The 23,654-nt window shown below is 69.2% G+C and carries 16 protein-coding genes; 9 read left to right on the top strand and 7 right to left on the bottom strand.

Annotated elements, in window-relative coordinates; translation table 11 throughout:
* Positions 1 to 243: 243 nt before the first annotated feature.
* Positions 244 to 753 (top strand): hypothetical protein, encoded by a 510-nt coding sequence (locus tag A7A76_RS18230; RefSeq protein ID WP_206412536.1) that lies wholly within the window; start codon positions 244 to 246, stop codon positions 751 to 753.
* 317 nt (positions 754 to 1,070) lie between these two features.
* Here the strand turns inward: A7A76_RS18230 and A7A76_RS18225 are convergent, their stop codons facing one another.
* From A7A76_RS18225 to A7A76_RS18215, 3 genes are all read right to left on the bottom strand, one after another.
* Positions 1,071 to 1,679, bottom strand: coding sequence for a glutathione binding-like protein (locus A7A76_RS18225; protein WP_206412535.1), 609 nt, complete (start codon positions 1,677 to 1,679; stop codon positions 1,071 to 1,073).
* A gap of 98 nt (positions 1,680 to 1,777) precedes the next feature.
* Positions 1,778 to 2,236, bottom strand: a complete 459-nt coding sequence (locus A7A76_RS18220) for a cell wall hydrolase (RefSeq protein WP_074863946.1) — start codon at positions 2,234 to 2,236, stop codon at positions 1,778 to 1,780.
* A 688-nt stretch (positions 2,237 to 2,924) separates the two neighbouring features.
* Entirely contained in the window at positions 2,925 to 5,018 is a 2,094-nt protein-coding gene (locus A7A76_RS18215) for an NADPH-dependent 2,4-dienoyl-CoA reductase (RefSeq protein WP_206412534.1), read from the bottom strand.
* Positions 5,019 to 5,256: 238 nt separating this feature from the next.
* On the opposite strand from A7A76_RS18215, the gene A7A76_RS18210 reads away from it, so the two are divergent.
* The 4 genes from A7A76_RS18210 to fusA all read left to right on the top strand — a co-directional run bounded on the left by A7A76_RS18210 (position 5,257) and on the right by fusA (position 13,239).
* Positions 5,257 to 6,819 carry a hypothetical protein gene (locus tag A7A76_RS18210; RefSeq protein WP_206412533.1) on the top strand — a complete coding sequence of 521 codons (1,563 nt, stop codon included), beginning with the start codon at positions 5,257 to 5,259 and terminating at the stop codon, positions 6,817 to 6,819.
* Complete coding sequence (locus tag A7A76_RS18205; protein ID WP_206412532.1) at positions 6,816 to 7,811, top strand: hypothetical protein; 996 nt, start codon at positions 6,816 to 6,818, stop codon at positions 7,809 to 7,811. Before A7A76_RS18210 ends, A7A76_RS18205 begins: the two co-directional genes overlap by 4 nt.
* Positions 7,804 to 10,611 carry an AAA family ATPase gene (locus tag A7A76_RS18200; RefSeq protein ID WP_206412531.1) on the top strand — a complete coding sequence of 936 codons (2,808 nt, stop codon included), beginning with the start codon at positions 7,804 to 7,806 and terminating at the stop codon, positions 10,609 to 10,611. Before A7A76_RS18205 ends, A7A76_RS18200 begins: the two co-directional genes overlap by 8 nt.
* A 564-nt stretch (positions 10,612 to 11,175) precedes the next feature.
* The gene (gene fusA / locus A7A76_RS18195; RefSeq protein ID WP_206412530.1) at positions 11,176 to 13,239 is read left to right on the top strand and encodes an elongation factor G; all 2,064 of its coding nucleotides are present in this window, start codon (positions 11,176 to 11,178) and stop codon (positions 13,237 to 13,239) included.
* A gap of 61 nt (positions 13,240 to 13,300) precedes the next feature.
* On the opposite strand, the gene A7A76_RS18190 is transcribed toward fusA, so the two are convergent.
* The 3 genes from A7A76_RS18190 to A7A76_RS18180 form a co-directional block, all read right to left on the bottom strand.
* A complete protein-coding gene (locus A7A76_RS18190; RefSeq protein ID WP_206412529.1) occupies positions 13,301 to 14,317 on the bottom strand; it encodes a zinc-binding alcohol dehydrogenase family protein in 1,017 nt (338 codons plus the stop codon).
* Between the two features lie 127 nt (positions 14,318 to 14,444).
* A complete protein-coding gene (locus A7A76_RS18185) occupies positions 14,445 to 15,689 on the bottom strand; it encodes an SGNH/GDSL hydrolase family protein (protein ID WP_206412528.1) in 1,245 nt (414 codons plus the stop codon).
* 374 nt (positions 15,690 to 16,063) lie between these two features.
* A complete protein-coding gene (locus A7A76_RS18180) occupies positions 16,064 to 17,341 on the bottom strand; it encodes an MFS transporter (protein ID WP_206412527.1) in 1,278 nt (425 codons plus the stop codon).
* 103 nt (positions 17,342 to 17,444) lie between these two features.
* Between A7A76_RS18180 and A7A76_RS18175 the strand changes: the two genes are divergently transcribed.
* A complete protein-coding gene (locus tag A7A76_RS18175; RefSeq protein ID WP_206412526.1) occupies positions 17,445 to 18,359 on the top strand; it encodes a LysR substrate-binding domain-containing protein in 915 nt (304 codons plus the stop codon).
* Between the two features lie 329 nt (positions 18,360 to 18,688).
* On the opposite strand, the gene A7A76_RS18170 is transcribed toward A7A76_RS18175, so the two are convergent.
* Positions 18,689 to 19,480: a DODA-type extradiol aromatic ring-opening family dioxygenase gene (locus tag A7A76_RS18170; protein ID WP_206412525.1), complete on the bottom strand. Its 792-nt coding sequence runs from the start codon at positions 19,478 to 19,480 to the stop codon at positions 18,689 to 18,691.
* Between the two features lie 205 nt (positions 19,481 to 19,685).
* On the opposite strand from A7A76_RS18170, the gene A7A76_RS18165 reads away from it, so the two are divergent.
* From A7A76_RS18165 to A7A76_RS18155, 3 genes are all read left to right on the top strand, one after another.
* On the top strand, positions 19,686 to 21,137 hold the full coding sequence (locus tag A7A76_RS18165) for a bifunctional 2-methylcitrate dehydratase/aconitate hydratase (RefSeq protein WP_206412524.1): 1,452 nt from the start codon (positions 19,686 to 19,688) through the stop codon (positions 21,135 to 21,137).
* 272 nt (positions 21,138 to 21,409) lie between these two features.
* Positions 21,410 to 22,489: an OmpA family protein gene (locus A7A76_RS18160; RefSeq protein WP_206412523.1), complete on the top strand. Its 1,080-nt coding sequence runs from the start codon at positions 21,410 to 21,412 to the stop codon at positions 22,487 to 22,489.
* A gap of 433 nt (positions 22,490 to 22,922) precedes the next feature.
* Positions 22,923 to 23,654 (top strand): porin family protein (locus A7A76_RS18155; RefSeq protein WP_206412522.1); only part of this gene is annotated, 732 nt, incomplete at its 3' end.

Genomic DNA, 23,654 nt, shown 5'->3' with positions numbered 1-23,654 from the left:
GGCCTGCCCGGCGGCGTAAACGCAAGACGCGAACGAAAAAGGCCAGGCGCGCGCCTGGCCTTTTTCGTGCCCGCGCGGCGCGCGCGAGCGTCGGTGGTTGACCTTGGTCCGCATGCGGCTAACGTCGAATGCGACACAGAACGTATGCGCGTTGCGATGGCATAGTCCGGTGCCGCCAGGCATGCGGCGCGTTCGCGCCTCGGCGGCGGCGCGATAAGGAAGCATCGAGCACGAGGAAGAGCCATGCGCGACAGCGACGTTCCGGTGAAGACCAACGAAGGCCGCGACGAGATCGAACACCGCACGCGCAAGTTGCCGCCGATGCTGCGGTCGATCCTGCTGATCGTCGACGGCGAGCGCAGCGCGCGCCACCTGCGCGAACTGGCGGTCAGCCTGCACGGCCCGGCCGATGCGCTGGAACAGCTGGAAGGGATGGGCTTGATCGCGTCCTCGGCCGCGGTCGCCGCGAGCCTGGCCGCGCAGGCGCCGCTGCGCGCGGCGGCTGCGTCCGCGCCGGCCGATGCGGGGGCTTCGCCGTCGGCGCAGCGCTATCGGGCGCTGTATTCGCTGATGAGCGAGGCGGTGCGCGATCACCTCGGGCTGCGCGGCTATTTCCTCCAGCTCAAGATCGAGCGCTGCAGCAACAGCGACGAGCTCGCGGCGGTGTTGCCGGAGCTCAGCGCGGCGCTGGCCAAGGTGCGCAAGGACGAGGTCGCCGCGCAGATCGAGGCGCAGTTCGCCGCGGGCGCGTGAGCGCTCAGTCCGGCGGGCGCGGCCTGCGACGCGAGCGATCTTCGATCGAATGCGCCGCTCGGTGGGCACGCCTTCGGTAAGCGCGTGTCCTGGATGGCGCATCCGGCCGACGCGGCTCTTGGCAAGCGCGACCTTGGCAAGCGCGGTCTCTAAAAAGGGCTGCCTCTGAAAAGCGCGCCCCCTTGCTGCGCAGCTCACATGCAGAGCCCGCATCGCCGGCATTCGCTCGTCCCCAAAACGCGGCCGCGAACCGACAAAAAAAAATCCTCCCGGCACAACGCACCGGGAGGATCGGGTCTTGCCTCAGCGCAACGCGCTTACAGCCCTTCGGCCTTCAGCGCCGCCTGCACGCCGCTGTCGGCGTCCATGCGCTGCTTGAACGCGGCCAGGTGCTCGTAGCCCGACAGATCGACCTTGGTCGCGGCGGCCCAGCGCAGGGTGATGTAGAGATACGGATCGGCGTAGCTGCGGAAACCGGCCAGCCACTGGCGATCGGCCAGGCGCTGGTCGGCGGCGGCGTACATCGCGCGCAGGCGTTCGCGCGCGGTCTGGCGCACCACGTCGGCCTGGGCGGGATCGGGATGGAACTTGCCCGGCGAGAAGATCGGCACGAACGCCGGATGGATGTCGGAGTTGCAGTACGCCAGCCAGCGCGCGGCTTCGGCGCGCTGTTGCGCGCTGCCGTCGCCGGCCAGTTGCGCCTGCGGGAACGTATCGGCGATGTAGCCCATGATCGCCGCGTTCTGGGTCAGCACGAATTCGCCGTCGACCACCGCCGGCACCGCGCCGGCCGGATTGATCGCCAGGAACGCGGGCGCCTTCATCGTGTCCTTGTCGAGGATCTCGACTTCGAACTTGCCGCCGGTCCATTGCAACGCGATGTGATCGGCGGTCGAACACGCGCCGGGCTTGCTGTAGAGCTTCATCAGTGGCGACCCTCTGGTAGTGGGCCGGCGACTATCGCCGGTTGCGAGGGAAATGCTCAAGCAAGCCGATGCAACGCTGCGTTACGAAGCGGCTTGGCTCAGCCGCGCCGCGGCTTGAGCGCCTGCACCTTGTAGAACGTGTGATCGCCGATCGTCGCCACCTGATAGGCGTTGCGCCACGAGGGGCTGGCGATGGCGTGGGCGGCGAAGTGGCTCGCGCCCGGCACGATCTCCTTGCGCTGGCCGGCCGGCAGGGCCCAGTTGCGCTCCGCGGCCAGGGCCACGTTGACGGACTCGGCCCAGGCTTCGGAATTGCTCAGGCGCGTGCCCGGCGAGACCAGGGTCGGGGCGAACTGCTTGTTGGCGGTGACGACCTCGCACACGGTGTCGCCCCACAGGCCGCTGTCGCGGCGGCGCAGGGCCACTTCGGCGACGGCTTGCTGGCCGCGTTGGGACTGGTCGCGGGCTTCCAGGTAGACGGTGGTGCTCAGGCACAGCGAATCGGCGGTCTGCGGCGGAAGCACGGAGGCCAGCCACAATATCCAAGCCAGTTTCATATCGGACTCCTTGCTCCGTTGCGTCGGGCCGCACTGGGTCGTCCATCTCCCGGAACGGGAGAAAGGGACGGCGGTGAGGCCGACATGGCGTACTGGGGAGGGCAGCGGCTCTAGCGGCGCGCTTTTGCCCCGTCACCGGGACCGGGGGCAAATGAGCGCCCGGGGCGGTGGTGGGTGCCGCCTCTGCAGGGGCGGCGGAAAAGTCGGCGAACGGTAGCGACGCGAATCCAAACCAAGACTGAACGACAAAATCCAAGTTTCTAATTTGGTTGGAGTTTTTATTCTGAACAGGCGCTAGGTGCTTGGTTCTGAAAGGCTTTGTGCCGGCATGAAGCGTGCCGAGGTTGTCTCACCCTTGTGTGAGCGAGCCGGTTCAGCAAAGTGGGGGAGGGGTGTTTGGCGTCTCCGGGCGATGGTGGACTCCGCCTCGGGTGGGATTTCGGGCCATGACGGCCAGCCAACCCCACCGATTGGGGTAAGCGGTCACGGATTGCCCTACAGGATCGGGTATGCGGTGGGGTTTGGATCCCGCGAAGGCCCCGGCTACCCCTGTAGGAGCGACGCGAGTCGCGACCGCGACAACGCAACTACGCCGTCGCTTTCATCGCAGTTGCGTTGTCGCGGTCGCGACTCGCGTCGCTCCTACAGGGCGAGGCCGTACATACATATATATATGTGTGCAAGCGACTCAGAGCTGCGCGGCGAGGCGGCTGGCCTGGGCGATCGCGCGCTTGGCGTCGAGTTCGGCGGCGACGTCGGCGCCGCCGATGACATGCACCGGCCGGCCGCTGCCGGCCAGCGCTTCGGCCAGCGGCTTGTACGGTTCCTGGCCGGCGCAAATCACCACCTGGTCGACCGGCAGGATCTGTTCGCTGCCGTCGATGCGGATGTGGAAGCCGTCGTCGTCCACGCCGAGGTACTCGACCCCGCCGAGCATGCGCACCTGCTTGGCCTTCAAGGTCGCGCGGTGGATCCAGCCGGTGGTCTTGCCCAGCTTCGCCCCCGGCTTGCCGGCGCTGCGCTGCAGCAGCCAGACCTGCCGCGCCGGCGGCGTCGGCTGCGGCGCGGCCAGGCCGCCGCGGTTGTCGGCGTAGTCCAGGTCCACGCCCCATTCGGCGCGCCACTGCGCCGGGTCCGGGTAGTGCGGGGCATCGTCGCCCGAGTGCGGGCCGTCGTGGACCAGGAATTCGGCCACATCGAAGCCGATGCCGCCGGCGCCGACGATGGCCACGCGCCCCCCGGGCACGACCCGGCCCTGCAGCACGTCGAGATAGCTCACCACCTTGGCGTGATCGCTGCCGGGGAAATCGACCCGGCGCGGGCGGATGCCGGTGGCGAGCACGACCTCGTCGAAGCCGGCCAGCGCGGCCGCGTCGGCCTCGGTGTTCAGGCGCAACTCCACCCCGGTCTGCTCGATCCGGCCGGCGAAGTAGCGCAGGGTCTCGTAGAACTCTTCCTTGCCCGGAATCCGCTTGGCCAGGTTGAACTGGCCGCCGATGCGCGCGGCGCGGTCGAACAGGGTCACCCGGTGCCCGCGCTCGGCCGCGACCGTGGCGCAGGCCATGCCGGCCGGGCCGGCGCCGACCACGGCCACGCGCTTGGGCGCGGCGGTGGGGCGGTAGTTGAGCTCGGTCTCGGCGCAGGCGCGCGGGTTGACCAGGCAGCTGGCGTGCTTGTTCTCGAACACATGGTCCAGGCAGGCCTGGTTGCAGCCGATGCAGGTGTTTATGTCGGCGGCGCGGCGGTTGCGCGCCTTGTTGACCCACTCCGGATCGGCCAGCAGCGGCCGCGCCATCGACACCATGTCGGCGTCGCCCTCGGCCAGGATGCGCTCGGCCACGTCGGGCATGTTGATGCGGTTGGTGGTCACCAGCGGCAGCCGCACTTCGTCCTTCAGCCGCCCGGTGATGCCGGTGAACGCGCCGCGCGGCACCGAGGTGGCGATGGTCGGCACCCGCGCCTCGTGCCAGCCGATGCCGGTGTTGATGAGGGTCGCGCCGGCGGCCTCGATCGCGCGCGCCTGGGCGATGACCTCGCTCCAGGTCGAGCCGTCCTCGACCAGGTCGATCATCGACAGCCGGTAGACGATGATGAAATCCGGCCCGCAGGCCTCGCGGATGCGGCGCACGATCTCGACGCTGAAGCGGTAGCGCTGCGCGGCTTCGCCGCCCCAGGCGTCGCGGCGCTTGTTGGTGCGCGGCACGGTGAACTGGTTGAGCAGATAGCCTTCCGAACCCATCACCTCGACGCCGTCGTAGCCGGCCTCGCGCGCCAGCCGCGCCGAATTCACGAACGCCTTGATCTGCCGCTCGACCCCGCCGGCCGACAGCGCGCGCGGGGTGAACGGGTTGATCGGCGCCTTGAGCTTGCTCGGCGCGACCTGCAGCGGGTGATAGCCGTAGCGGCCGGCGTGCAGGATCTGCATGCAGATGCGGCCGCCGTGGGCGTGCACGGCGCCGGTCACCTGCTTGTGCTTGGCCGCTTCCCACGGCCAGCTGAGCTTGCCGCCGAACGGCTTGAGCCAGCCGACGATGTTGGGCGCGAAGCCGCCGGTGACGATCAGGCCGACTCCGCCGGCGGCGCGTTCGGCGAAATAGGCCGCCAGCTTCGGGAAGTCGGCGGCCTTGTCCTCCAGTCCGGTGTGCATCGAACCCATCAGCACCCGGTTGGGCAGGGTGCAGAAGCCCAGGTCCAGCGGCGCGAACAGATGCGGATAGAGCGGGTGCGCGGCGGCGTCGGCGGCCGGGGCGGAGGCGGGAGCGGTCGGGGCGGCCGTGGTCATTGCTGGCTGGATACGCTGGCGTATGGATTGCGCACGATGCCGGGAAAAGCCCTGGAATTCAAGGGGCGAACGGCGGCAGCGGCAGGCGCGTGCGGGGTTTTTCCGAAGCCGCCCGGCACTTTCGCAGCGCGGCGCGTGCAAACCGCGCGAAGACACGCACGCCGGCGCGGCCAACGCAACGGTTGTCACAGCCCCGCCGCATCGCCGAACATGCCCGACCCCCCGTAGTCCGCCTTACATGGACGCCGCCGCCGACACCAGCCTCCAGGACTACCTGCGCGCCGACATCGTCGCCGCCGACCTTCCCGACCTGCAGCCCCTGCTGGGCGCGCGCGATCTGCTGCGCGCCTTCTCCACCCTGTTCCACGGCGGCGAAGAGTCGGTGATGGTGCGGCTGCTGGTGCTGCGCGCCATCGGCGAGCGCGGCCAGGCGCCGGACTGGAGCCCGCAGGAACTGCGCGAACATTTCGCCTACCTCGACCCGGTCAAGTTCGACACCGTCATCGGCCGCCTGCGCGACAACGACCTGCTGCTGTGGGACGGCCACACCCAGCGCTACCGCATCAGCCCGGCCGGGCGCCAGGCGCTGGCGGCGATCGGGATGCTGCTGCAGTTCAACCGCGAAGGCGACGAGCTGGCCTACGTGACCGCGCAGATCGCCGCCGGCCAGGCCGTCGGCCGGGTGCGTTCGGACGATCTGCAGCATCTGCTGTCGCGCTTGAACGAACTGCGCGAAGACTTCGACCAGGCGGTGCTTTCGGGTTCCGAACACCGCATCCAGCGCGCCGCCGGCACCTTGCAGCACGCCTGGCGCTGGATCGAAAAAGGCACCCAGATCGTCGAGGAAATCTCCGCCGACCTGGAGCTGGACAGCCACACCCACCGCGTCGCCCAGCAGATCGGCCGCGCCCAGAGCGCGATGCTGCGCCAGGCCTCGGTGTTCCAGCGCGCGCTGAGCCAGCTCGACCGCCACCGCGTGCACCTGGGCGCGAGCGGCCTGTCCTCGTCCGACGTCAACCGCTACCTGCGCGAACTCGACATCGACTCGCTCGCCGGCATCGCCGACGACCTGCTCACCCGCACCGCGATCCCGGCCTTCATGCTCGCGCCGATCGCGCTGGATGTGGCCGAGTACGAACTGGTCGAACGCGAACGCGAAGCGCGCGAGGATCAATCGCTGCCGCCGGCGCAGGCCGCGCCGAGCGCGGAAGGCTCGCCCGCGGCGGCGACCGATTTCGGTTTCGCCGAGAACTGGCTCGACCAGCTGACCGCGCTGGCCGGCGGCCCGCGCGCCGACGATGCTTCGCTGCCCTCGGCCGCGCTGGCCGAGGTGGTGCCGCACGACAATTTCTCGGTCAGCGCGTATCGCTTGTCGCTGCTCGGCCTGATCGGCGATCCCGGCGCGGAGAACCGCGAAGGCGTCAGCGCCTCGATGGCGCGGCTGCCGCTGGCGTGGCGGGTCGAGCCGGTGTTCGAAACCGTCGGCCATTCCGGCGTGGCCTACATGAGCCGCGGCCGCCTGGACACGCTGAGCGAAGAAGACCTGCTGCGCGCGCGCCAACCGCGCAAGCGCAAGGCTGCGGCAGCGGCCGAAGAAGGCGCGGGCGAAGAAGGCGATGACGTCGCGACCGGAGACGGCGCCGCTACCGCGGCCGCCGAAGCCGCGCCGCGCAAACGCAAGCGCACTGCCGACAGCGATGCCGGCGACAACGAACACGACGACAAGAAGACCGCCGCAGCCGACGCCGCATCCAAGCGGCGCAGCAAGAAAGCGGCCAAGGACACCGCACCCACCGCATGAACGATCCCATCGCTTCCCTGATCGCGCGCCTGCTGGCCGAACGCTGGCTGCCGCGCGACGACGCGGCGGTCCGCGAACTGCTGACCGACGCCGAACTGCGCAACGACCTCGACCGACGCCTGGCTTCGGTCGGCATGCGCCTGCTCGAACATCCCTACGCCGCGCACGTCGCCGTCGGCATCGCCCGGCCGCAGGAATCGGCGGTGTTCGGCAGCGCCAAGGCCTGGTCCTCGACCAACCTGCAGCTCGACCGCGACGCCATCGCCCTGCTGGTGGTGCTGTGGGCGCTGTTGGTGCTGCCCAAGCGCCAGCGCCAGATCGCCCGGCAGAAGGCCGACCGCGACCAGGACCAGGAGCAGATGTTCGCCGAGCTCAAGCCGGTGCCGGTCGGCGCCGAGGTGGTCGAGCCGATCAACGAACGCACGCTGATGGCCGACTTCGGCGACAAGCTCGGCGGCAAGACCCGCATCCAGTTCAACCTGGGTTCGCTGGCGCGGCAGGGCTTCATCCTGCGGCGCAAGGAAAAGATCCACGAAGGGCCGATGCTCGACTTGGCCTTCGATTACGAACGCATCGCCGGGCGGGTGATGGACGGCGCGCTGTCGTTCGTCGTCGCCGAGGCGCGCCAGCATGCGCTGGAGATGGCCGAGCGCGAAGCCGCCGATGCGCTGATCGAGGAAGGCGAACGCGCGAGCGCGGCCGAACTGGCCGACGCCGCGCTCGCCGCGGCGGGTTTGCAGGCCGACGACTACGACGCGTTCCAGGCGGCGATCGAAGCGGTGGAAGGCGCCGATACGTCCGATGCGGACGAGGTGCTGCCCGAAGCCGTCGCGGCGGCGACCGCCGTCGTCGCCGGCGAAGCGGACGATGCCGATGAGGCGGCGGCCGCAAACGCCGTCGCGGCCTCGCCCGACGCCGGCGCATCCGCACCGCAGGACGATCCTGCGCCCCCCGCAACCGTGAAGCACGAGGAGGCCGCGGCCGATGTTTGAGTTCCGCTCGCTCGAAGTCGTGCACTGGGATTACTGGCAGCGCTTCCAGTTGCCGCTGGACGCGTCCATCGTCACCGTGGTCGGGCCCAACGGTTCGGGCAAGACCACCTTGCTCGACGCGCTGCGCACCCTGCTGGCGATCGAAGACCGCGACACCGCGCGCGACTACAAGACCTACCTGCGCCACAACGGCAAACCTTATGCGTGGCTGCGCGCGGTGGTCAGCAACAGCCCCGACCGCCGCGGCGGCCGGCCGTTCTTCCCGATCAAGGACGATCAGGTCACGCTGGCCTGCCGCATCCGCAAGCGCGGCGGCGACTGGAGCCGCGACTACCAGATCGTCGGCGGCGACGTGCCGGTGGAAACGCTGGAGCAGGGCGGCGAATGGCTCGGCGTGCGCGATTACCGCGTGCGCCTGGCCGGCGCCGGCCTGACCCGGGCGATCTGTCGCGTGCTCACGCTCGAACAGGGCGCCACCGACAAGCTCTGCCAGTACTCGCCGCGCGAACTGCTGCAGCTGATCTTCGACGTGTTCGAAGACAAGGCCGTGCTCGACGACTACCAGCGCGCGCGCACCGAGCAGTTCGACGTGGAGAAGGAATTGCAGCAGCTCGGCCAGGACTTGGCCGGCCTGCACCTGCGCCTGGAGTCGGCCAAGGCCGACGTGCGCTCGTTCGAGGAATACAACGCGCTGCGCGGCCAGCGCCAGCGCCTGGAAACCGAGATCGCGCCCAAGGTCGAGCTGGCCGACCAGCGCAACGCCATCGAGGGCGCCAAGCCGCGCCTGACCGGCCTGCGCCGCGCGCTGCGCGAACGCGAGCGCATGCTCGAGCAGATGCAGCGCGAGGACCAGATCGCCTCGGGCGGGCGCGAGAGCCTGATCGAAGCCATGCGCGAGGCGCGCCGCCAGGTCGCCGCCAGCGAACAGGCGTTCACCCAGGCCCGCGACGCCGCGCGCGATGCCGAGATGCTGGTCAAGCGCCGCGACGAGTTGGCCAAGCTGCAGGCGCAGCGCGGCGAAGTGGACGTGGATTCGCTCAGCGCCGCGGTCGAACACGGCCGCCGCCGCCAGGCCGAGCTCAAGCTGGAGGCCGAACGCGACCGCAAGCGCGCCGGCGAACTGGCCGCGCAGCTGGCCGCGCTCAGCGGCGGCGGGCGCATCGTCGAACCGTTCGAGCGCGATTTCCGCGCCAGCCTGCTGAAAGCGAATATCGATCACCGGGTGCTGACCGAACTGGTGGAGATCGTCGATCCGCAATGGTCGGTCGCGGTCGAAGCGGTGCTGGCGCCGTACCGGCATCTGTTGGTGCTGGAAAACCCGAAGGACGCGCGCGCCGCGTGGCAGCTCGGCGAAAGCCAGCAGTACCGCCACTTCATCGTCGCCGAGCGCGCGCCGGTGCCCAAGCCCAGCGCCGGTTCGCTGCTGGAAGTGGTGCGCTTCTCGGCCGACCCGCCGGCGTGGCTGCCGCGCCAGCTCGACCGCATCCGCCGCGTCACCGACATCGAACACGGCTCGCGCCTGCCGGCGCAGCAGGACTGGATCACCCAGAAGGGCTACCTGCGCGAAAGCCGCGGCGGCCGCCACATCGGCGGCGGCGCGCAGCACTTCGGCAGCGACGCGCGCCAGTCGCAACTGGCCGAGCTGCGCGCCGAACAAGAGACCATCGCCCAACGCGCGCAGGCGCGCGAGGCCGAGCTGCGGGAACTGAGCCAGCGCGTGGATGCCGACCAGTCGCGCCTGCTCGGCCTGGACGCGACCCAGGAACTGGTGACCCGCGCCGGCGAATTCGCCGCCGCGGCCGAGCGCCTGCCGGAACTAGCCGAAACCGCCGCCGCCGCCGCCGCGGCGTTGGCCGAAGCGCGCGCGCGCATCGACGCCGCCGGCGACCAGGACAAGGCCGAGGGCATCGCCGCGGCCAAGCGCCAGGGCCAGATCGACGCGCTGGCGCGCGAGTTGCGCGAGCGCTCGCAGCAGATCAACGGCGAGCGCCACAGCCTGATCCAGCGCATCGTCGATTACCGGCGCAAGCGCGCGCTGATGCCCGAATCCTGGCGCAGCGCGGCCGCGCTGCACGCCGCGCGCGAGGAATACGAAAGCGCCTCGGCGGTGCGCCGCGAGATGGAGCGCATCGACGACCGCCTGGAGCGCGGCGGCTTCGTCACCGACGAGTCCTGCGTGCCGATGCGCGACAAGATCGGCGCCGACCACGACGAGCTGGCCAGTTCGATCATGCGCCGCGAAGGCCATCTCGAACGCGCCAAGCGCCTCACCGAGGAAGCGCGCGGCGCCTACATCAACGTGCTGCGCGCGACCGTGCGCCGCTACAAGAAGAACCTGGCCGCGCTCGGCGAGCTGGCCGGCATCGGCGTCGACGCCGACATGCCGGAGCTGGCCAACAACGACGTCGCGCTGGCGCAGGCCGGCCTGTCGGTGCGCTTCGACTTCGACCGCAAGGGCTGGATCGGCCTGGACGACGGCGAGGCCTCCGGCGGCCAGCAGGTGATGAAGTCGCTGCTGCTGCTGGTGGCGTTGCTGCGCGACGAGGACCAGCCGGGCGGCTTCGTGTTCATCGACGAACCGTTCGCGCACCTGGACGTGTTCAACATCGAGAAGGTCGGCCGCTTCCTGCGCGCCACCGACGCGCAGTACATCCTGACCACGCCGATCACCCACAACCTCAACGTGTTCGATCCGTCGGACCTGGTGCTGACCACGAGCAAGCGCCGCGGCGGCAACACCTGGGCCGAGCCGGTGGCGGTGCTCAAGCGGCAGGTCGAAGCGAAGGGCAAGGCCGCCTGAGCGTGGCCGCGTATCTCCCTGTAGGAGCGGCGCGAGCCGCGACCGCGACAACACAACCATGACGAAGGTTGCGGCGTAATTGCGTTGTCGCGGTCGCGGCTCGCGCCGCTCCTACAGGGGTTGGCCGATGGAACGATAAATCCCACCGCGCGCGTGGCCGCACGGCTTGACTCCCGCCGCGCCGCCCCTACGATATGCACACGCAACACCCACCCCTTTCCTCAGGCCGCCCATCATGCAGCGCTTCCCGCTCCTGATATCGCTGAACGCCCTGCGCGCGAGCGCGGGCCGGGTGCGCCTGCCTCCTGCGATCTTCGCTTCGCGGTCTTGCTGACCGGCGTCGCTCGAAGTCGTACGAAACAAGCACCCGACCGGGTGCTTTTTTATTGCCCGCTTTCCGCGGAACCGCCGGCCGATGCCGGCTTCCCCTCCAACCGAAGCAAGCGAAAACCCAAGGAGAACGTGTCGTGAATACCACGGAAGACACCCAAGCCTAGCCGCGCGTCCCGCAGCCAACCGGGTCGCGCGGCGACCCCGATGTTGGCCACGAATGCGAACCTTTTTATGAACACCCCGCTTACCCGCAACACATCCATCCGCCGCTGGCGCAACCTCGGCATCATCGCCCACGTCGACGCGGGCAAGACCACGCTGACCGAACGGCTGTTGTGGAAGACCGGCGCGATCCATCGCACCGGCGAAGTCCACGACGGCGCCGCCACCACCGACTTCGACCCGATCGAACGCCGCCGCGGCATCACCATCGGCGCGGCCGCCGTACAGGCGCGCTGGACGCCGCACGACGGCGACCAGCATCGCCTGACCGTCATCGACACCCCGGGCCACATCGACTTCGCGATCGAAGTCGAACGCTCGCTGCGCGTGCTCGACGGCGCGGTCGCGGTGTTCAGCGGCGTCGACGGCGTGCAGCCGCAATCGGAAACCGTGTGGCGTCAGGCGCGCCGCCACGGCGTGCCGCTGATCGCGTTCGTCAACAAGATGGACCGCGTCGGCGCCTCGCTCGAACGCACCCTGGCGCAGATGCGCGACAAGCTCGACGCGGTGCCGTGGGCGCTGGGCGAGACCATCGGCGCGGAATCCGAGTTGAGCGGCTGGATCGACTACGTGGCGCGCGAAAGCGTGTCGTGGGACGACGCCGGCAACCTGACGCGACAGGCGTGGACGAGCGAAGAAACCGCTCGTTTCGAACCGGCGCGCCAGCGCCTGATCGAAGCGGTCGCCGATCACGACGACGCGCTCGCCGAGGCCTTCCTCGACGGCCGCTCCATCGACGCCGCGCTGCTCAAGGCCGCGCTGCGCCGGGCCACCCTGGCCGGCGCGGGTACCCCAGTGCTGGCCGGTTCCGCGTTCAAGAACAAGGGCGTGGAACCGCTGCTCGACGCCGTCGTCGATTACCTGCCGTCGCCGCTGGACCGGCCGGCCGTGCGCGCGCAAAGCGAACGCGGCGAAGTCGAACTGGCGCCCGACGCGAACGGCCCGCTCGCCGGTCTGGTGTTCAAGATCGTGCAGCAGGAGCACGGCGCGCAGACCTTCGTGCGCCTGTACTCGGGCACGTTGCGGGTCGGCGACACGGTGTGGGCGTCGCGGCGCGAGAAGGCGTTGCGCGTGGGCCGTCTGCAAGTGGTGCAGGCGGACCGCGGCCAGGACGTGGAGGTGGCGTATGCGGGCGAGATCGTCGCGGTCGTGGGCTGGAAAGACGCGATCAGCGGCGAGACCCTCAGCGACGCCGGCGAGCGGTTGGCGCTCGACAGCATTCAGGCGCAGCCGGCGGTGTTGTCGTGGCGCTTGACCGCGGCCAAGTCCAGCGACTTGATCCGTCTCGGCCAAGGTTTGGCGAGCCTGGCCCAGCAGGATCCCTCGTTCCGTGTCGGTACCGATGCGGATACGGGCGAGACCTTGGTCTGGGGCATGGGCGAGCTGCATCTGGAAGTGATGGTCGATCGCCTGCGCGAGCTGTGGAACGTCGAGGTGCGCACCGGTTCGCCGCGCGTGGCTTATCAGGAGACGCCGAGCCGCGCGGTGCGCGGCGTGGAGGGCAAGCTGTCCAAGCAGACCGGTGGCAGCGGCCAGTTCGCGCGCGTGGTCATCGACGTGACCCCGCGCGAGGACGGGCAGTTCGAGTTCATCGACCGCACCGTCGGCGGCGTGGTCCCGCGCAACTTCGTCGGCGCGACCGAGAAGGGGCTGCGCGCTGCGCTCGCCGAGGGGCCGCAGGGCTTTCCGGTGGTGGGGCTCACCGTCGCGTTGACCGACGGCGAGACCCATGCGGTGGACTCCTCGGAGATGGCGTTCCAACGCGCCGCCGCCGAGGCGCTCAAGGCCGCGCTGGCGCAAGCCGGCACGACCTTGCTCGAACCGGTGATGGCGCTGGTGGTGGACACGCCCGCGGCGAACGTCGGCGACGTCGTCGGCGACTTGCAGCGGCGGTCCGGCCGCGTCCTGTCCATCGAAGACAAGGGCGGCCGCAGCGACGTGACCGCGCGCGCGCCGTTGGCGCAGTTGTCGGGCTATACGACGACGCTGCGTTCGCTGAGCCAGGGCCGCGCGTCGGCGTCGATGGTGTTCGACGGCTACGAAGTCGCGCGCGGTCTGCCCAAGGCCGCGTGATCCGCGGAAAAGCGAAAGGGGCCGGTTCGCCGGCCCCTTTTTTTATGCGCGAATGCCGGCGTTACCAGCCCGCCAGCACCAGCTTGCCGATGGTCGCGCCCGATTCCAGCCGGCGATGCGCCTCGCGCAGCGTCGCCGCGTCGATGCGGCCGAGGGTTTCGGTGTGGGTGCCCTGCAGTTCGCCGGCGTCGATCAGCTGCGCCACGCGATCGAGGATGCGGCCCTGCTCGATCATGTCCGGGGTGCGGAACTTCGGCCGCGCGAACATCATTTCCCAGTGGATGCCGATGCACTTGAGCTTGTACGGATCGCCGATCTTGAGCGCGCCGGCCGGCTCGACGATCAGGCCGACGCTGCCTTGCGGCGCCAGCAGTTCGCCCAGTTCGTCCCAATAGCGCGCGGTGTCGGCGAGGTTGATCGCCGCGTCGACCTGCTCGATGCCCAGCGCCTTGAGTTGCGGCGTCAGCGGCTGGCGATGGTCGATCACGTGGTCGGCGCCCATCTTGCGGCACCAGGCGACGGTTTCGGCGCGCGAGGCGGTGGCGATCACGCTGAAACCCGCGCGCTTGGCGATCTGGATCGCGATCGAGCCGACGCCGCCGGCGCCGGCGATCACCAGCAGGCTCTTGCCGCGGCCGCCGTTCTCGCTGTCGAAGGGCATGCGCTGGAACAGCAATTCCCAAGCGGTGATCGCGGTCAGCGGCAAGGCCGCGGCTTCGGCCGCGCTCAGCGATTTCGGCGCGGCGCCGACGATGCGCTCGTCGACCAGTTGCAGCTCGCTGTTGCTGCCGGGACGGGTGATGTCGCCGGAGTAGTACACCTTGTCGCCGACCTTGAAGCGGGTCACGTCTTCGCCGACGGCTTCGACGGTGCCGGCGGCGTCGTAGCCGAGCACGCGCGGCTGCGTTTCCACCTGCGGCTTGGGCGAGCGCACCTTGGTGTCGACCGGGTTGACCGAGACCGCCTCGACCCGCACCAGCAGATCGCGGCCGCTGGCGACGGGCGCGGGCAGTTCGACGTCGGTCAGCGATTGCGGATCGTCGATGGGCAGATAACGGGTGAGGGCTACGGCTTTCATTGCGGACTCCGGTTGCGAGGGAATGCGGGGAGCGGCGTCGCCAGGGCGATGCCGGATTGTGCGGGATCGTGGATTACGGCGCCGAGAAGCCGGGCGGTGAGGCCTGGATCCGCTCGGCGCGCTGGGTTCAATGCGCGCCGAACAGCAGCGCCTCGTCGAGCGAATCGGCCATCGCCCGATAACCGGCGTCGCCCGGATGCAGGCGGTCGCCGGAATCGAACGCTGCGCGCATGCGCGCGGGGTGGGCGGGGTCGCGCAGCAGCGCGTCGAAATCGGCGACGGCGTCGAACTCGCCGCTGCCGCGGATCCAGGCGTTGACCTGCTGGCGCACGCGTTCCTTGTCCGGGTTGAAGTAATGCTTGACCGGCGCGTCCGGCAGCGCGTCTTCGAACGGAGTGAGGGTGGCGCCGACGATGCGCACGCCGGCCTGGCGCGAACGCGCGATCAGCTGGCGGTAGCCGTCGATCAGGCGCTGCGCGCTCATCGCCTCGCGCGAGGGCTCGAACGTGCTGCCGGGCCAGCCGATGTCGTTGATGCCCATCAGCACCACCACGCTGTCGGGGCGCTGCGCCAGCACGTCGCGTTCGAACCGCGCCAGCGCGTTGACGCCCATGCCGTCGTTGAGCACCTGCGCGCCGGAGATGCCGGCGTTGAGCACGGCGATGCCGCGCGGCGCCAGGCGTTCGGCCAGCGCGTCGGGCCAGCGGCGGTTGCGGTTCGGGGTCGAGGCGGCGCCGTCGGTGATCGAGTCGCCGAACGCGACCACGCTGCGGGCGCGGCGCGCGGATTCGACGTAGATGGCGCTGAGGTAAGGGCGGCTGGGAATCGTCGCGGCGCCGTCGAGCGCGATTTGCGCGCTGCGGTCGCCTTGCACGAGGTAGGCGTCGCGCAGTCCTTCCCAATGGAAGCTGCGCAGCGCGGTGTCCTGCGGCAGGTACAGGCTGACGGCGACTTCGGCCAGCGCCGGCGCGCGCAGGTCGACCGGATCGCTGAGCACCGGCGCGCCCGGCAGCAAGGTTACCGAGCTGCGGCCGCCGAAGGTCAGCGCGCGGTCGCTGCCGGCGTCGATGCGCGAACCGCCGAGGCTGCGGGCGATGCGCGCGGCGCCGATGGTCACCGGCTCATGGCCGTAGGCGTTCGACAGGGCGATGCGCACGCGCTCGCCGCCGACGCTGAGGCGCGCGACCTGGCGGATCGTCTGGTCGCGGACGCGGTCGGGCGCGTTGTTGGGCAGGACGAAATCGGCGCCCCAGGTGGCTTGCGGGCTGGCGATCCAGGTACCGGTCCATCGGGTCGCGTCGCCGGCGTGGGCGGGGGCGAGCAGGGACAGCGCGAGTGCGGCGGCGAAGAAGGTTTTGCGCAGCGGGTTCATGGAAGTGGGCCGTGGGGGCGCCGCAGGAGCGGCGCGGGACGATAGGGGGTTCTTTGCGAAGCAGCTTTTTTGACGTCAATCCCGCTAACGCGGGCTTCGCTTCTATTTCGGCGAAGCCGAACATCCAGAGACTTCAGAGTCATGTCGCGGTGAGGCCCTGGATCCCCGCCTCCGCGGGGATGACGGAGGAGAGGCTGTCGCTCGGTGCGAGACATTGCGTTGGTCTTCGTCGCTTCGTTTTCTCGCCGTCATTCCCGCGAAGGCGGGCTCCGCTTCTATTTCGGCGAAGCCGAACATCCAGAGACTTCAGAGTCATGTCGCGGTGAAGCCCTGGATCCCCGCGTTCGCGGGGATGACGGTGGAGAGGCTTTCGCTCATCCCGGGCAAGCCGCTGCCGTTGCGGGCTCGCCGGTATGCGGCCCGGTCTGCGTCATGGCTGCGCGCCCTCGCGCATCCAGCCGCGCCGCCACCATCGCCAGCACCAGGCCCGACAGCGTCACCATGGCCGCGACCCAGGTCACCGCGCCCAGCCCCGGGCCGTGCTCGATCACCGCGCCGCCGAGCCACGCGCCCAGCGCATTGCCGAGATTGAACGCGCCGATGTTGAGGCTGGAGGCGAGGTTCTGCCCGGCCGGGTCGGTCTTCTGCAGCACCCACAGCTGCAGCGGCGGTACCGTCGCGAACGCGGCCACGCCGAGCAGGCCGACGAAGGCGACCGCGGCGATCTTGTCGTGCAGCGCGAAAGTCATCGCGCCCAGCACCGCGGCCAGCGCGATCAGCGTGCCGATCAAGGCCGGCGCCAGGCGCCGGTCGGCGAAGCGGCCGCCGATCAGGTTGCCGAGGATCATGCCGCCGCCGAACACCAGCAGGATCGGCGACACCGCCGCTTCGCCGAAGCCGCTGATCGAGGTCAGGATCGGCTGGATGAAGGTGTAGACGGTGAACACGCCGGCGAAACCCAGCACCGTCATCGCCAGGCCCAGCAGCACCTGCGGATGCAGCACCGCGCGCACTTCGCGGCGCAGCGCCACCGGCTCGGGCCTGGCGCGGTCGCGCGGCACCAGCGCGGCGATCACCGCCGTAGCGCTCACGCCGATCGCGGCCACCGCCCAGAACGTCGAGCGCCAGCCGAACTGCAGCCCCAGCCACGCGCCGGCCGGCACGCCGAGCAGGGTGGCCACGGTCAGGCCGGTGAACATGATCGAGATCGCCGAGGCCTTGCGGTCCGGCGGCACCAGCCCGGTCGCGACCACCGCGCCGACGCCGAAGAAGGTGCCGTGGGCTAGCGAGGTGACGACGCGCGCGATCATCAGCACCGTGTAGTTCGGCGCGACCGCGCAGACGATGTTGCCGAGGGTGAAGATCAGCATCAGCGCCACCAGCACCGCCTTGCGCGGCATGCGCCCGGTGGCGATGGTCAGCACCGGCGCGCCGACGAACACGCCCAGCGCATAGCCGGAGATCAGCAGCCCGGCCGCGGCCAGCCCGACCTGCAAGTCGGCGGCGACCTGCAACAGCAGGCCCATGATGACGAACTCGGTGGTGCCGATGCCGAACGCGCCGACGGTCAGCGCATACAGCGCCACCGGCAGACGCGCGCGGCCGCCCGCGGCGGGCGCGGGCCGGTCGGCGGAAGAGGAGGGGGCGTGCATGGGACGCATCCGGGAGGTGAGGGATGCGGCAGTCTGGGCCGTTGCATCTTGTGGAAAAACCCGCAGGATGACGAATCACTCTCAACCCAGAATTGAAAATCGCGTGGACCGGATCGCCGACCTGAACCTGTTCCTGCGGGTCCTGGACCTGGGCTCGATCAGCGCCGCCGCGCGCAGCCTGGACCTGTCGGTGGCGGTCGCCAGCCAGCGCCTCAAGCGCCTGGAACGCGACCTCGGCGTGCGCCTGCTGCACCGGACCACGCGGCAACTGCACGCCACCGCCGAAGGCCAGGCCCTGGCCGAGCGCGGCCGCGCCCTGATCGAGGAACTCGAAGGCCTCACCGACGACCTGCGCCGCGCCGGCAGCGAACCGGCCGGGCTGGTGCGGGTGACCACCTCGGCCTCGTTCGGGCGCATGTACCTCTCGCCGCTGCTGCCCGAATTCCAGCGTCGCTATCCGCTGGTGCGGCTGAGCGTGAACCTCAGCGACGAGAACCTCGACCTCGTCGCCGCCGGCATGGACCTGGCGATCCGCATCGGCGCGCTCGGCGATTCCAGCCTGGTCGCGCGCAAGCTCGCCGACAACCGCCGCGTGCTGGCCTGTTCGCCCGACTACCTGCGCCAGCACACCGCACCGCGCATGCCGCACGACCTGGCCGAACACGAATGCCTGGTGCTGGTCGGCGCGCACGGCCGGATGGAAGACTGGCGCGTGCTCGACGCCGCCGGCGCCGAAACCGTGGTGCGGGTCAACGGCCGCCTGGAAAGCAATTTCGGCGAAGTCCTGCGCGACGCCGCGCTGGCCGGCCTGGGCATCGCCCACTTCTCGGTCTGGCACGTGCACGAAGACCTGCGCAGCGGCCGACTGGTGCAGGTACTGCCCGAACACCGCCTGCCCGAAACCGCGATCCACGCGGTGATGCCGCAGCGGCGCTACGTGCCGTTGCGGGTGCGCGCCTTCATCGACTTCGTCGCCGAATCCTTCGGCGAGGTGCCGCCGTGGGAGCGCGGTGGCTGAAAGGCGCATCGCCGCGCAAGCTCCGAGCGATAGGGGCTTTTGATTCGAAGACAGGAAAAAGCCCTTTCTTTGTAGTTTTGGACAAAGAAAGTGACCCGGTCGCTTGCGGACGGAAGCCTTTGATTTTCGCGTGTCGTCAGGCGCAACCAACGGGCTTAGGCGACGTGCGTCGTGGTTGTGAATTCGCGGTCGCGACTTGCGTCGCTCCTACAGGCGGATACGAAACTGGCCGGAGACCTTGTAGGAGCGGCGCAAGCCGCGACCGCGAACTTTCGACCGCGACGAACCCCAACGTATTTCGCGCCCGAGCCACCGAGCACCCCACCACCTCAATCGAACGCAAACGCATCCAACGCCAACGACCCCATCTCGTGCGAACGATGGATCGTCCGCGCCGTCGGCTCGTCGCCCGCCGCGCCCAGCGCCACGAATAGCGGCATCAGGTGCTCGACGGTGGGATGCGCCCGCCGCGCATGCGGCGCCCGCGCTTCCCAGTCGAGCAAGGCCTCGCGATCGCCCGCGGCCAGCGCCGCATGCATCCAGGCGGCGAACTCCGCCGCCCAGTCGGGCATCGGCGCCTCGCGCCGGCCCCAGTCCAGATCGCCGAGGTTGTGCACGAAACCGCCCGAACCGATCACCAGCACTCCTTCGTCGCGCAGCGCCGCCAGCGCCTGGCCGACCGCGTAGTGCTGGGCCGCGCTGCCGTAAGGCTGCACCGACAACGGCACCACCGGAATGTCGGCCTGCGGGTACATGCGCCGCAGCGGCACCCACACGCCGTGGTCGAGGCCGTGGTTGTCGCGCAGCTTGGGGTTCAAACCGGCATCGGCCAGGCGCGCGAGCACCTGCTCGGCCAGCCGCGGCTGGCCCGGCGCGGGGTACTGGATCTGGTACAGCGGCTGCGGGAAACCGCCGAAGTCGTGCACGGTGTGCGGCTGCGCGTGGCCGCCGAGCATCGGCCGGTCGGTCATGAAGTGGGCCGAGGCGATCACGATCGCGCGCGGCCACGGCAGTTGCTGGCCGAGCGCGTCGAGGAAGCGCCCGGCGGGCGAATCCTCCAGCGCCAGCATCGGCGAGCCGTGCGAAAGGAACAGGGTCGGCAGGCGGGTAGGGATGTCCATGCGGCAAGGGTGATCCTCGCCCCGGCGATTTGAAAGCCGCGCGTCCGCGCCTGATCGTTCCGCGACTGTCGGCAATCGGGCCCGCGGCGCCCGATTGTTGAAGGCCGGGCGGGCGCCGGCTTCCGCCGTCTCCATACCGGTGCGGTCCGCCGCGCCGTCGCGGTCTGGCAAAATAGCGGGCTCTCTCACCGCAGGCCTTTCGCCCATGAGCCACTTCGACATCCGTTCGACCGTCCGCCCCGATCCCGACAAGCCGATGGCCGACATCGCCGACTACGTCGCCGATTACAAGATCGACTCGAAGGAGGCCTTCGACACCGCGCGCTACATGCTGCTGGATTCGCTGGCCTGCGCGGCGCTGGCGATGGACCACAAGGAATGCCTCAAGCACCTCGGCCCGCTGGTGCCCGGCGGCGAGATGAAGGGCGGCGCGCGCGTGCCGTTCACCTCCTACGAGCTCGACCCGGTCCAGGCCGCCTACAACATCGGCGTGCAGATCCGCTGGCTCGACTTCAACGACACCTGGCTCGCGGCCGAATGGGGCCACCCGTCCGACAACCTCGGCGCCATCCTCGGCGTCGCCGACTACCTGGGCCGCAAGGCCGAGGCCGAAGGCGGCAAGGCCATGACCGTGCGCGACGTGCTCGGCCACGCGATCAAGGCCCACGAAATCCAGGGCGGCTACGCGCTCAAGAATTCGTTCAACCGGGTCGGCCTCGACCACGTGATCCTGGTCCGCCTGGCCTCGACCGCGGTCGCCACCCAGATGTTCGGCGGCGGCAAGGAAGAGATCATCACCGCGGTCTCGCATTCGTGGATCGACAACGGCGTGCTGCGCACCTACCGCCACGCGCCCAACACCGGCCCGCGCAAGAGCTGGGCCGCCGGCGATGCCTGCCGCCGCGCCGTCACCCACGCGCTCAACGCCAACAAGGGCGTGGTCGGCTACCCGAGCGCGCTGTCGGTCAAGACCTGGGGCTTCTACGACATCGCCTTCAAGGGCAAGCAGTTCGAGTTCGAGCGTCCGTTCGGCAGCTACGTGATGGAGAACGTGCTGTTCAAGATCTCGTTCCCGGCCGAGTTCCACGCCCAGACCGCGGTCGAGTGCGCGATGAAGCTGCACGATCAGGTCCGCGACAAGCTCGACCAGATCGAGCGCGTCGAGCTGGAGACCCAGGAAGCCGGCGTGCGCATCATCGACAAGACCGGCCCGCTGGCCAACTACGCCGACCGCGACCACTGCCTGCAGTACATGGTCGCCGTGCCGCTGATCTTCGGCCGCCTGACCGCCGACGACTACGTCGACGCCGTCGCCGCCGATCCGCGCATCGACGCGCTGCGCGACAAGATGACGGTCAAGGAGAACGAGCAGTTCACCAAGGACTACTTCGACCCGGACAAGCGCTACATCGGCAACTCGGTGCAGGTGTTCTTCAAGGACGGCACCTCCACCGACAAGGTCTCCATCGACTTCCCGATCGGCCACCGCAAGCGCCGCGCCGAAGGCATCCCGGTGCTGATGGCGAAGTTCGAAGCCGCCATCCGCGCCAAGCTGCCGGCCGCCCAGGCCGAGCGCCTGCTGGCCCTGGCCAACGACCCGGCCGCGCTCGAAGCCCTGCCGGTGACCGAGTTCATGAGCCTGTTCGTGCGCCAGTGATGCGTCCGGTGCGAACCCGCGCGTGCGGGTTCGCACTCCATTCGCACTTCAGAAGTGCAGTTCCAGCTGAACGGAGCTGCACGTTCTAAACTGAACGAATTGCGACCGGGTCCCGATATTCATGGAACCGGCTCGAATGTTAGACGGTTGTTAACACCGCTTTCACGTTGGCAAACCTAACCTGCGCGGGTCGGCGTCGGTCCAGGCGGCCGCCGCGAACGGTAGAAACCTCGCAGACGCGGTTTCCTTCAATAAGAAACAGGAGCTAGAAGATGAATAAGAAACTCCTCTGCGCCGCCCTGCTGGGTGGCCTGAGCCTCGCGCAGGTCGCCAGCGCCCAGGATTTCGACGACCGTTGGTACCTCACCGGCGCCGCCGGCATGAACATCCAGGACAACGATCGCGGCACCCGCAACGCGCCGTTCGGCGCGATCGGCCTGGGCAAGTTCCTCAACAAGAATTGGTCGCTCGACGGCGAACTGAACTATCAGAACCCGAAGTTCGACGCCAACCAGGACGCCAACTGGAGCCAGTACGGCATCTCGCTGGACCTGCGCCGCCACTTCGTGACCGACGGCCGCAACTGGAACCCGTACATCCTGGCGGGCATCGGCTACCAGCGTTCGGAAGAGGAGTACTTCATTCCGTCGCCGCTGTCGCCGGGCAACCGCAAGGACGGCAACTTCGCCGCCAAGGTCGGCGTCGGTATCCAGGGCGACCTGGGCCGCGTCGGCATCCGCACCGAACTGGCTTACCGCGCCGACTTCGACGACCAGAGCGTCAACGCGCCGAAGGAAGACTGGTTCGGCGACGTGCTGGCCTCGGTCGGCATCGTGGTGCCGCTGGGTCCGGAACCCGTCGCTGCGGTCGCTCCGGCTCCGGTCGTGGAGCAGGGCTGCGCCGACAAGGACGACGACGGCGACGGCGTGAACAACTGCGACGACAAGTGCCCGAACTCGCAGGCTGGCCAGACCATCGGTCCGGACGGCTGCCCGGTTCCGGTCACCATCGACCTGAAGGGCGTCAACTTCGACTTCGACAAGGCCACCCTGCGTCCGGATGCGATCGCCATCCTCAACGAGGCCACCGAAATCCTGAAGCGCTACCCCGAGCTGAAGGTCGAAGTCGCCGGCCACACCGACCTGTGCGGCAAGGACGCGTACAACCAGAAGCTGTCCGAGCGCCGCGCCAAGGCCGCCTACGACTACCTGACCAGCAACGGCGTCGACGCCGGCCGCCTGGTCGGTCCGATCGGCTACGGCGAGAGCCGTCCGCTGGAGCAGACCCCGCAGACGCTGCCGGGCTGCAAGAGCGAGAAGAACCGCCGCACCGAGCTCAACGTCCAGAACTGATTCGGACGCAGCGACCGCCGCGGGCCTTCGGGTCCGCGGCATGCGATACCCGGGAGCCCGGCCCCGCGCCGGGCTTCCTTGTTTATGCAGGGACTGGATTTTGTAAGGCCGGTTTTTGCCGACGAGCGGCGCGAATATGGAACTGCGCCGCAGTTTTTCGCGCAGTATCCGACCGTTCGTCGGCGCAGCCATTCCGATGTGTGCGTAAAAGCTACGGAAGCGTTACACACGAATCGGTTCTTGGCCGCCTGAACTACGTTAAGTGGTATTAACAAACTTCTTGACAGTGTATGATCCCCCCGCCAGTGACCGCGGCGCTCGGCTCGTGCCAGTGCTGAAAGTGTCTCTGCCGTAGAGTCAGCGCCGCAGAAGACTGTCCCGATCACACAGTCCCGATCTACCCCCCGTTCCGATCGATCTGAAGGAGTTACAAATGAAGATCCGTATGTTGAGCACCGCTTTGCTGGCGGGCTTGGCTTTCTCGCAGGTGGCCAGCGCCCAGGATTTCGATGACCGCTGGTACCTCACCGGCGCCGCCGGCATGAACATCCAGGACAACGACCGCGGCACCCGCAACGCTCCGTTCGGTGCGATCGGCCTGGGCAAGTTCCTGAACAAGAACTGGTCGCTCGACGGCGAACTGAACTACCAGAACCCGAAGTTCGACGCCAACCAGGACGCTAACTGGAGCCAGTACGGCATCTCGCTGGACCTGCGCCGCCACTTCGTGACCGACGGCCGCAACTGGAACCCGTACATCCTGGCGGGCATCGGCTACCAGCGTTCGGAAGAGGAGTACTTCATTCCGTCGCCGCTGTCGCCGGGCAACCGCAAGGACGGCAACTTCGCCGCCAAGGTCGGCGTCGGTATCCAGGGCGACCTGGGCCGCGTCGGCATCCGCACCGAACTGGCTTACCGCGCCGACTTCGACGACCAGAGCGTCAACGCGCCGAAGGAAGACTGGTTCGGCGACGTGCTGGCCTCGGTCGGCATCGTGGTGCCGCTGGGTCCGGAACCCGTCGCTGCGGTCGCTCCGGCTCCGGTCGTGGAGCAGGGCTGCGCCGACAAGGACGACGACGGCGACGGCGTGAACAACTGCGACGACAAGTGCCCGAACTCGCAGGCTGGCCAGACCATCGGTCCGGACGGCTGCCCGGTTCCGGTC

Source organism: Lysobacter enzymogenes, assembly GCF_017168095.1.
In the GTDB taxonomy this organism is placed as follows: Bacteria; Pseudomonadota; Gammaproteobacteria; order Xanthomonadales; family Xanthomonadaceae; genus Lysobacter; species Lysobacter enzymogenes_D.
This window is presented reverse-complemented; position numbering and strand designations above follow the sequence as displayed.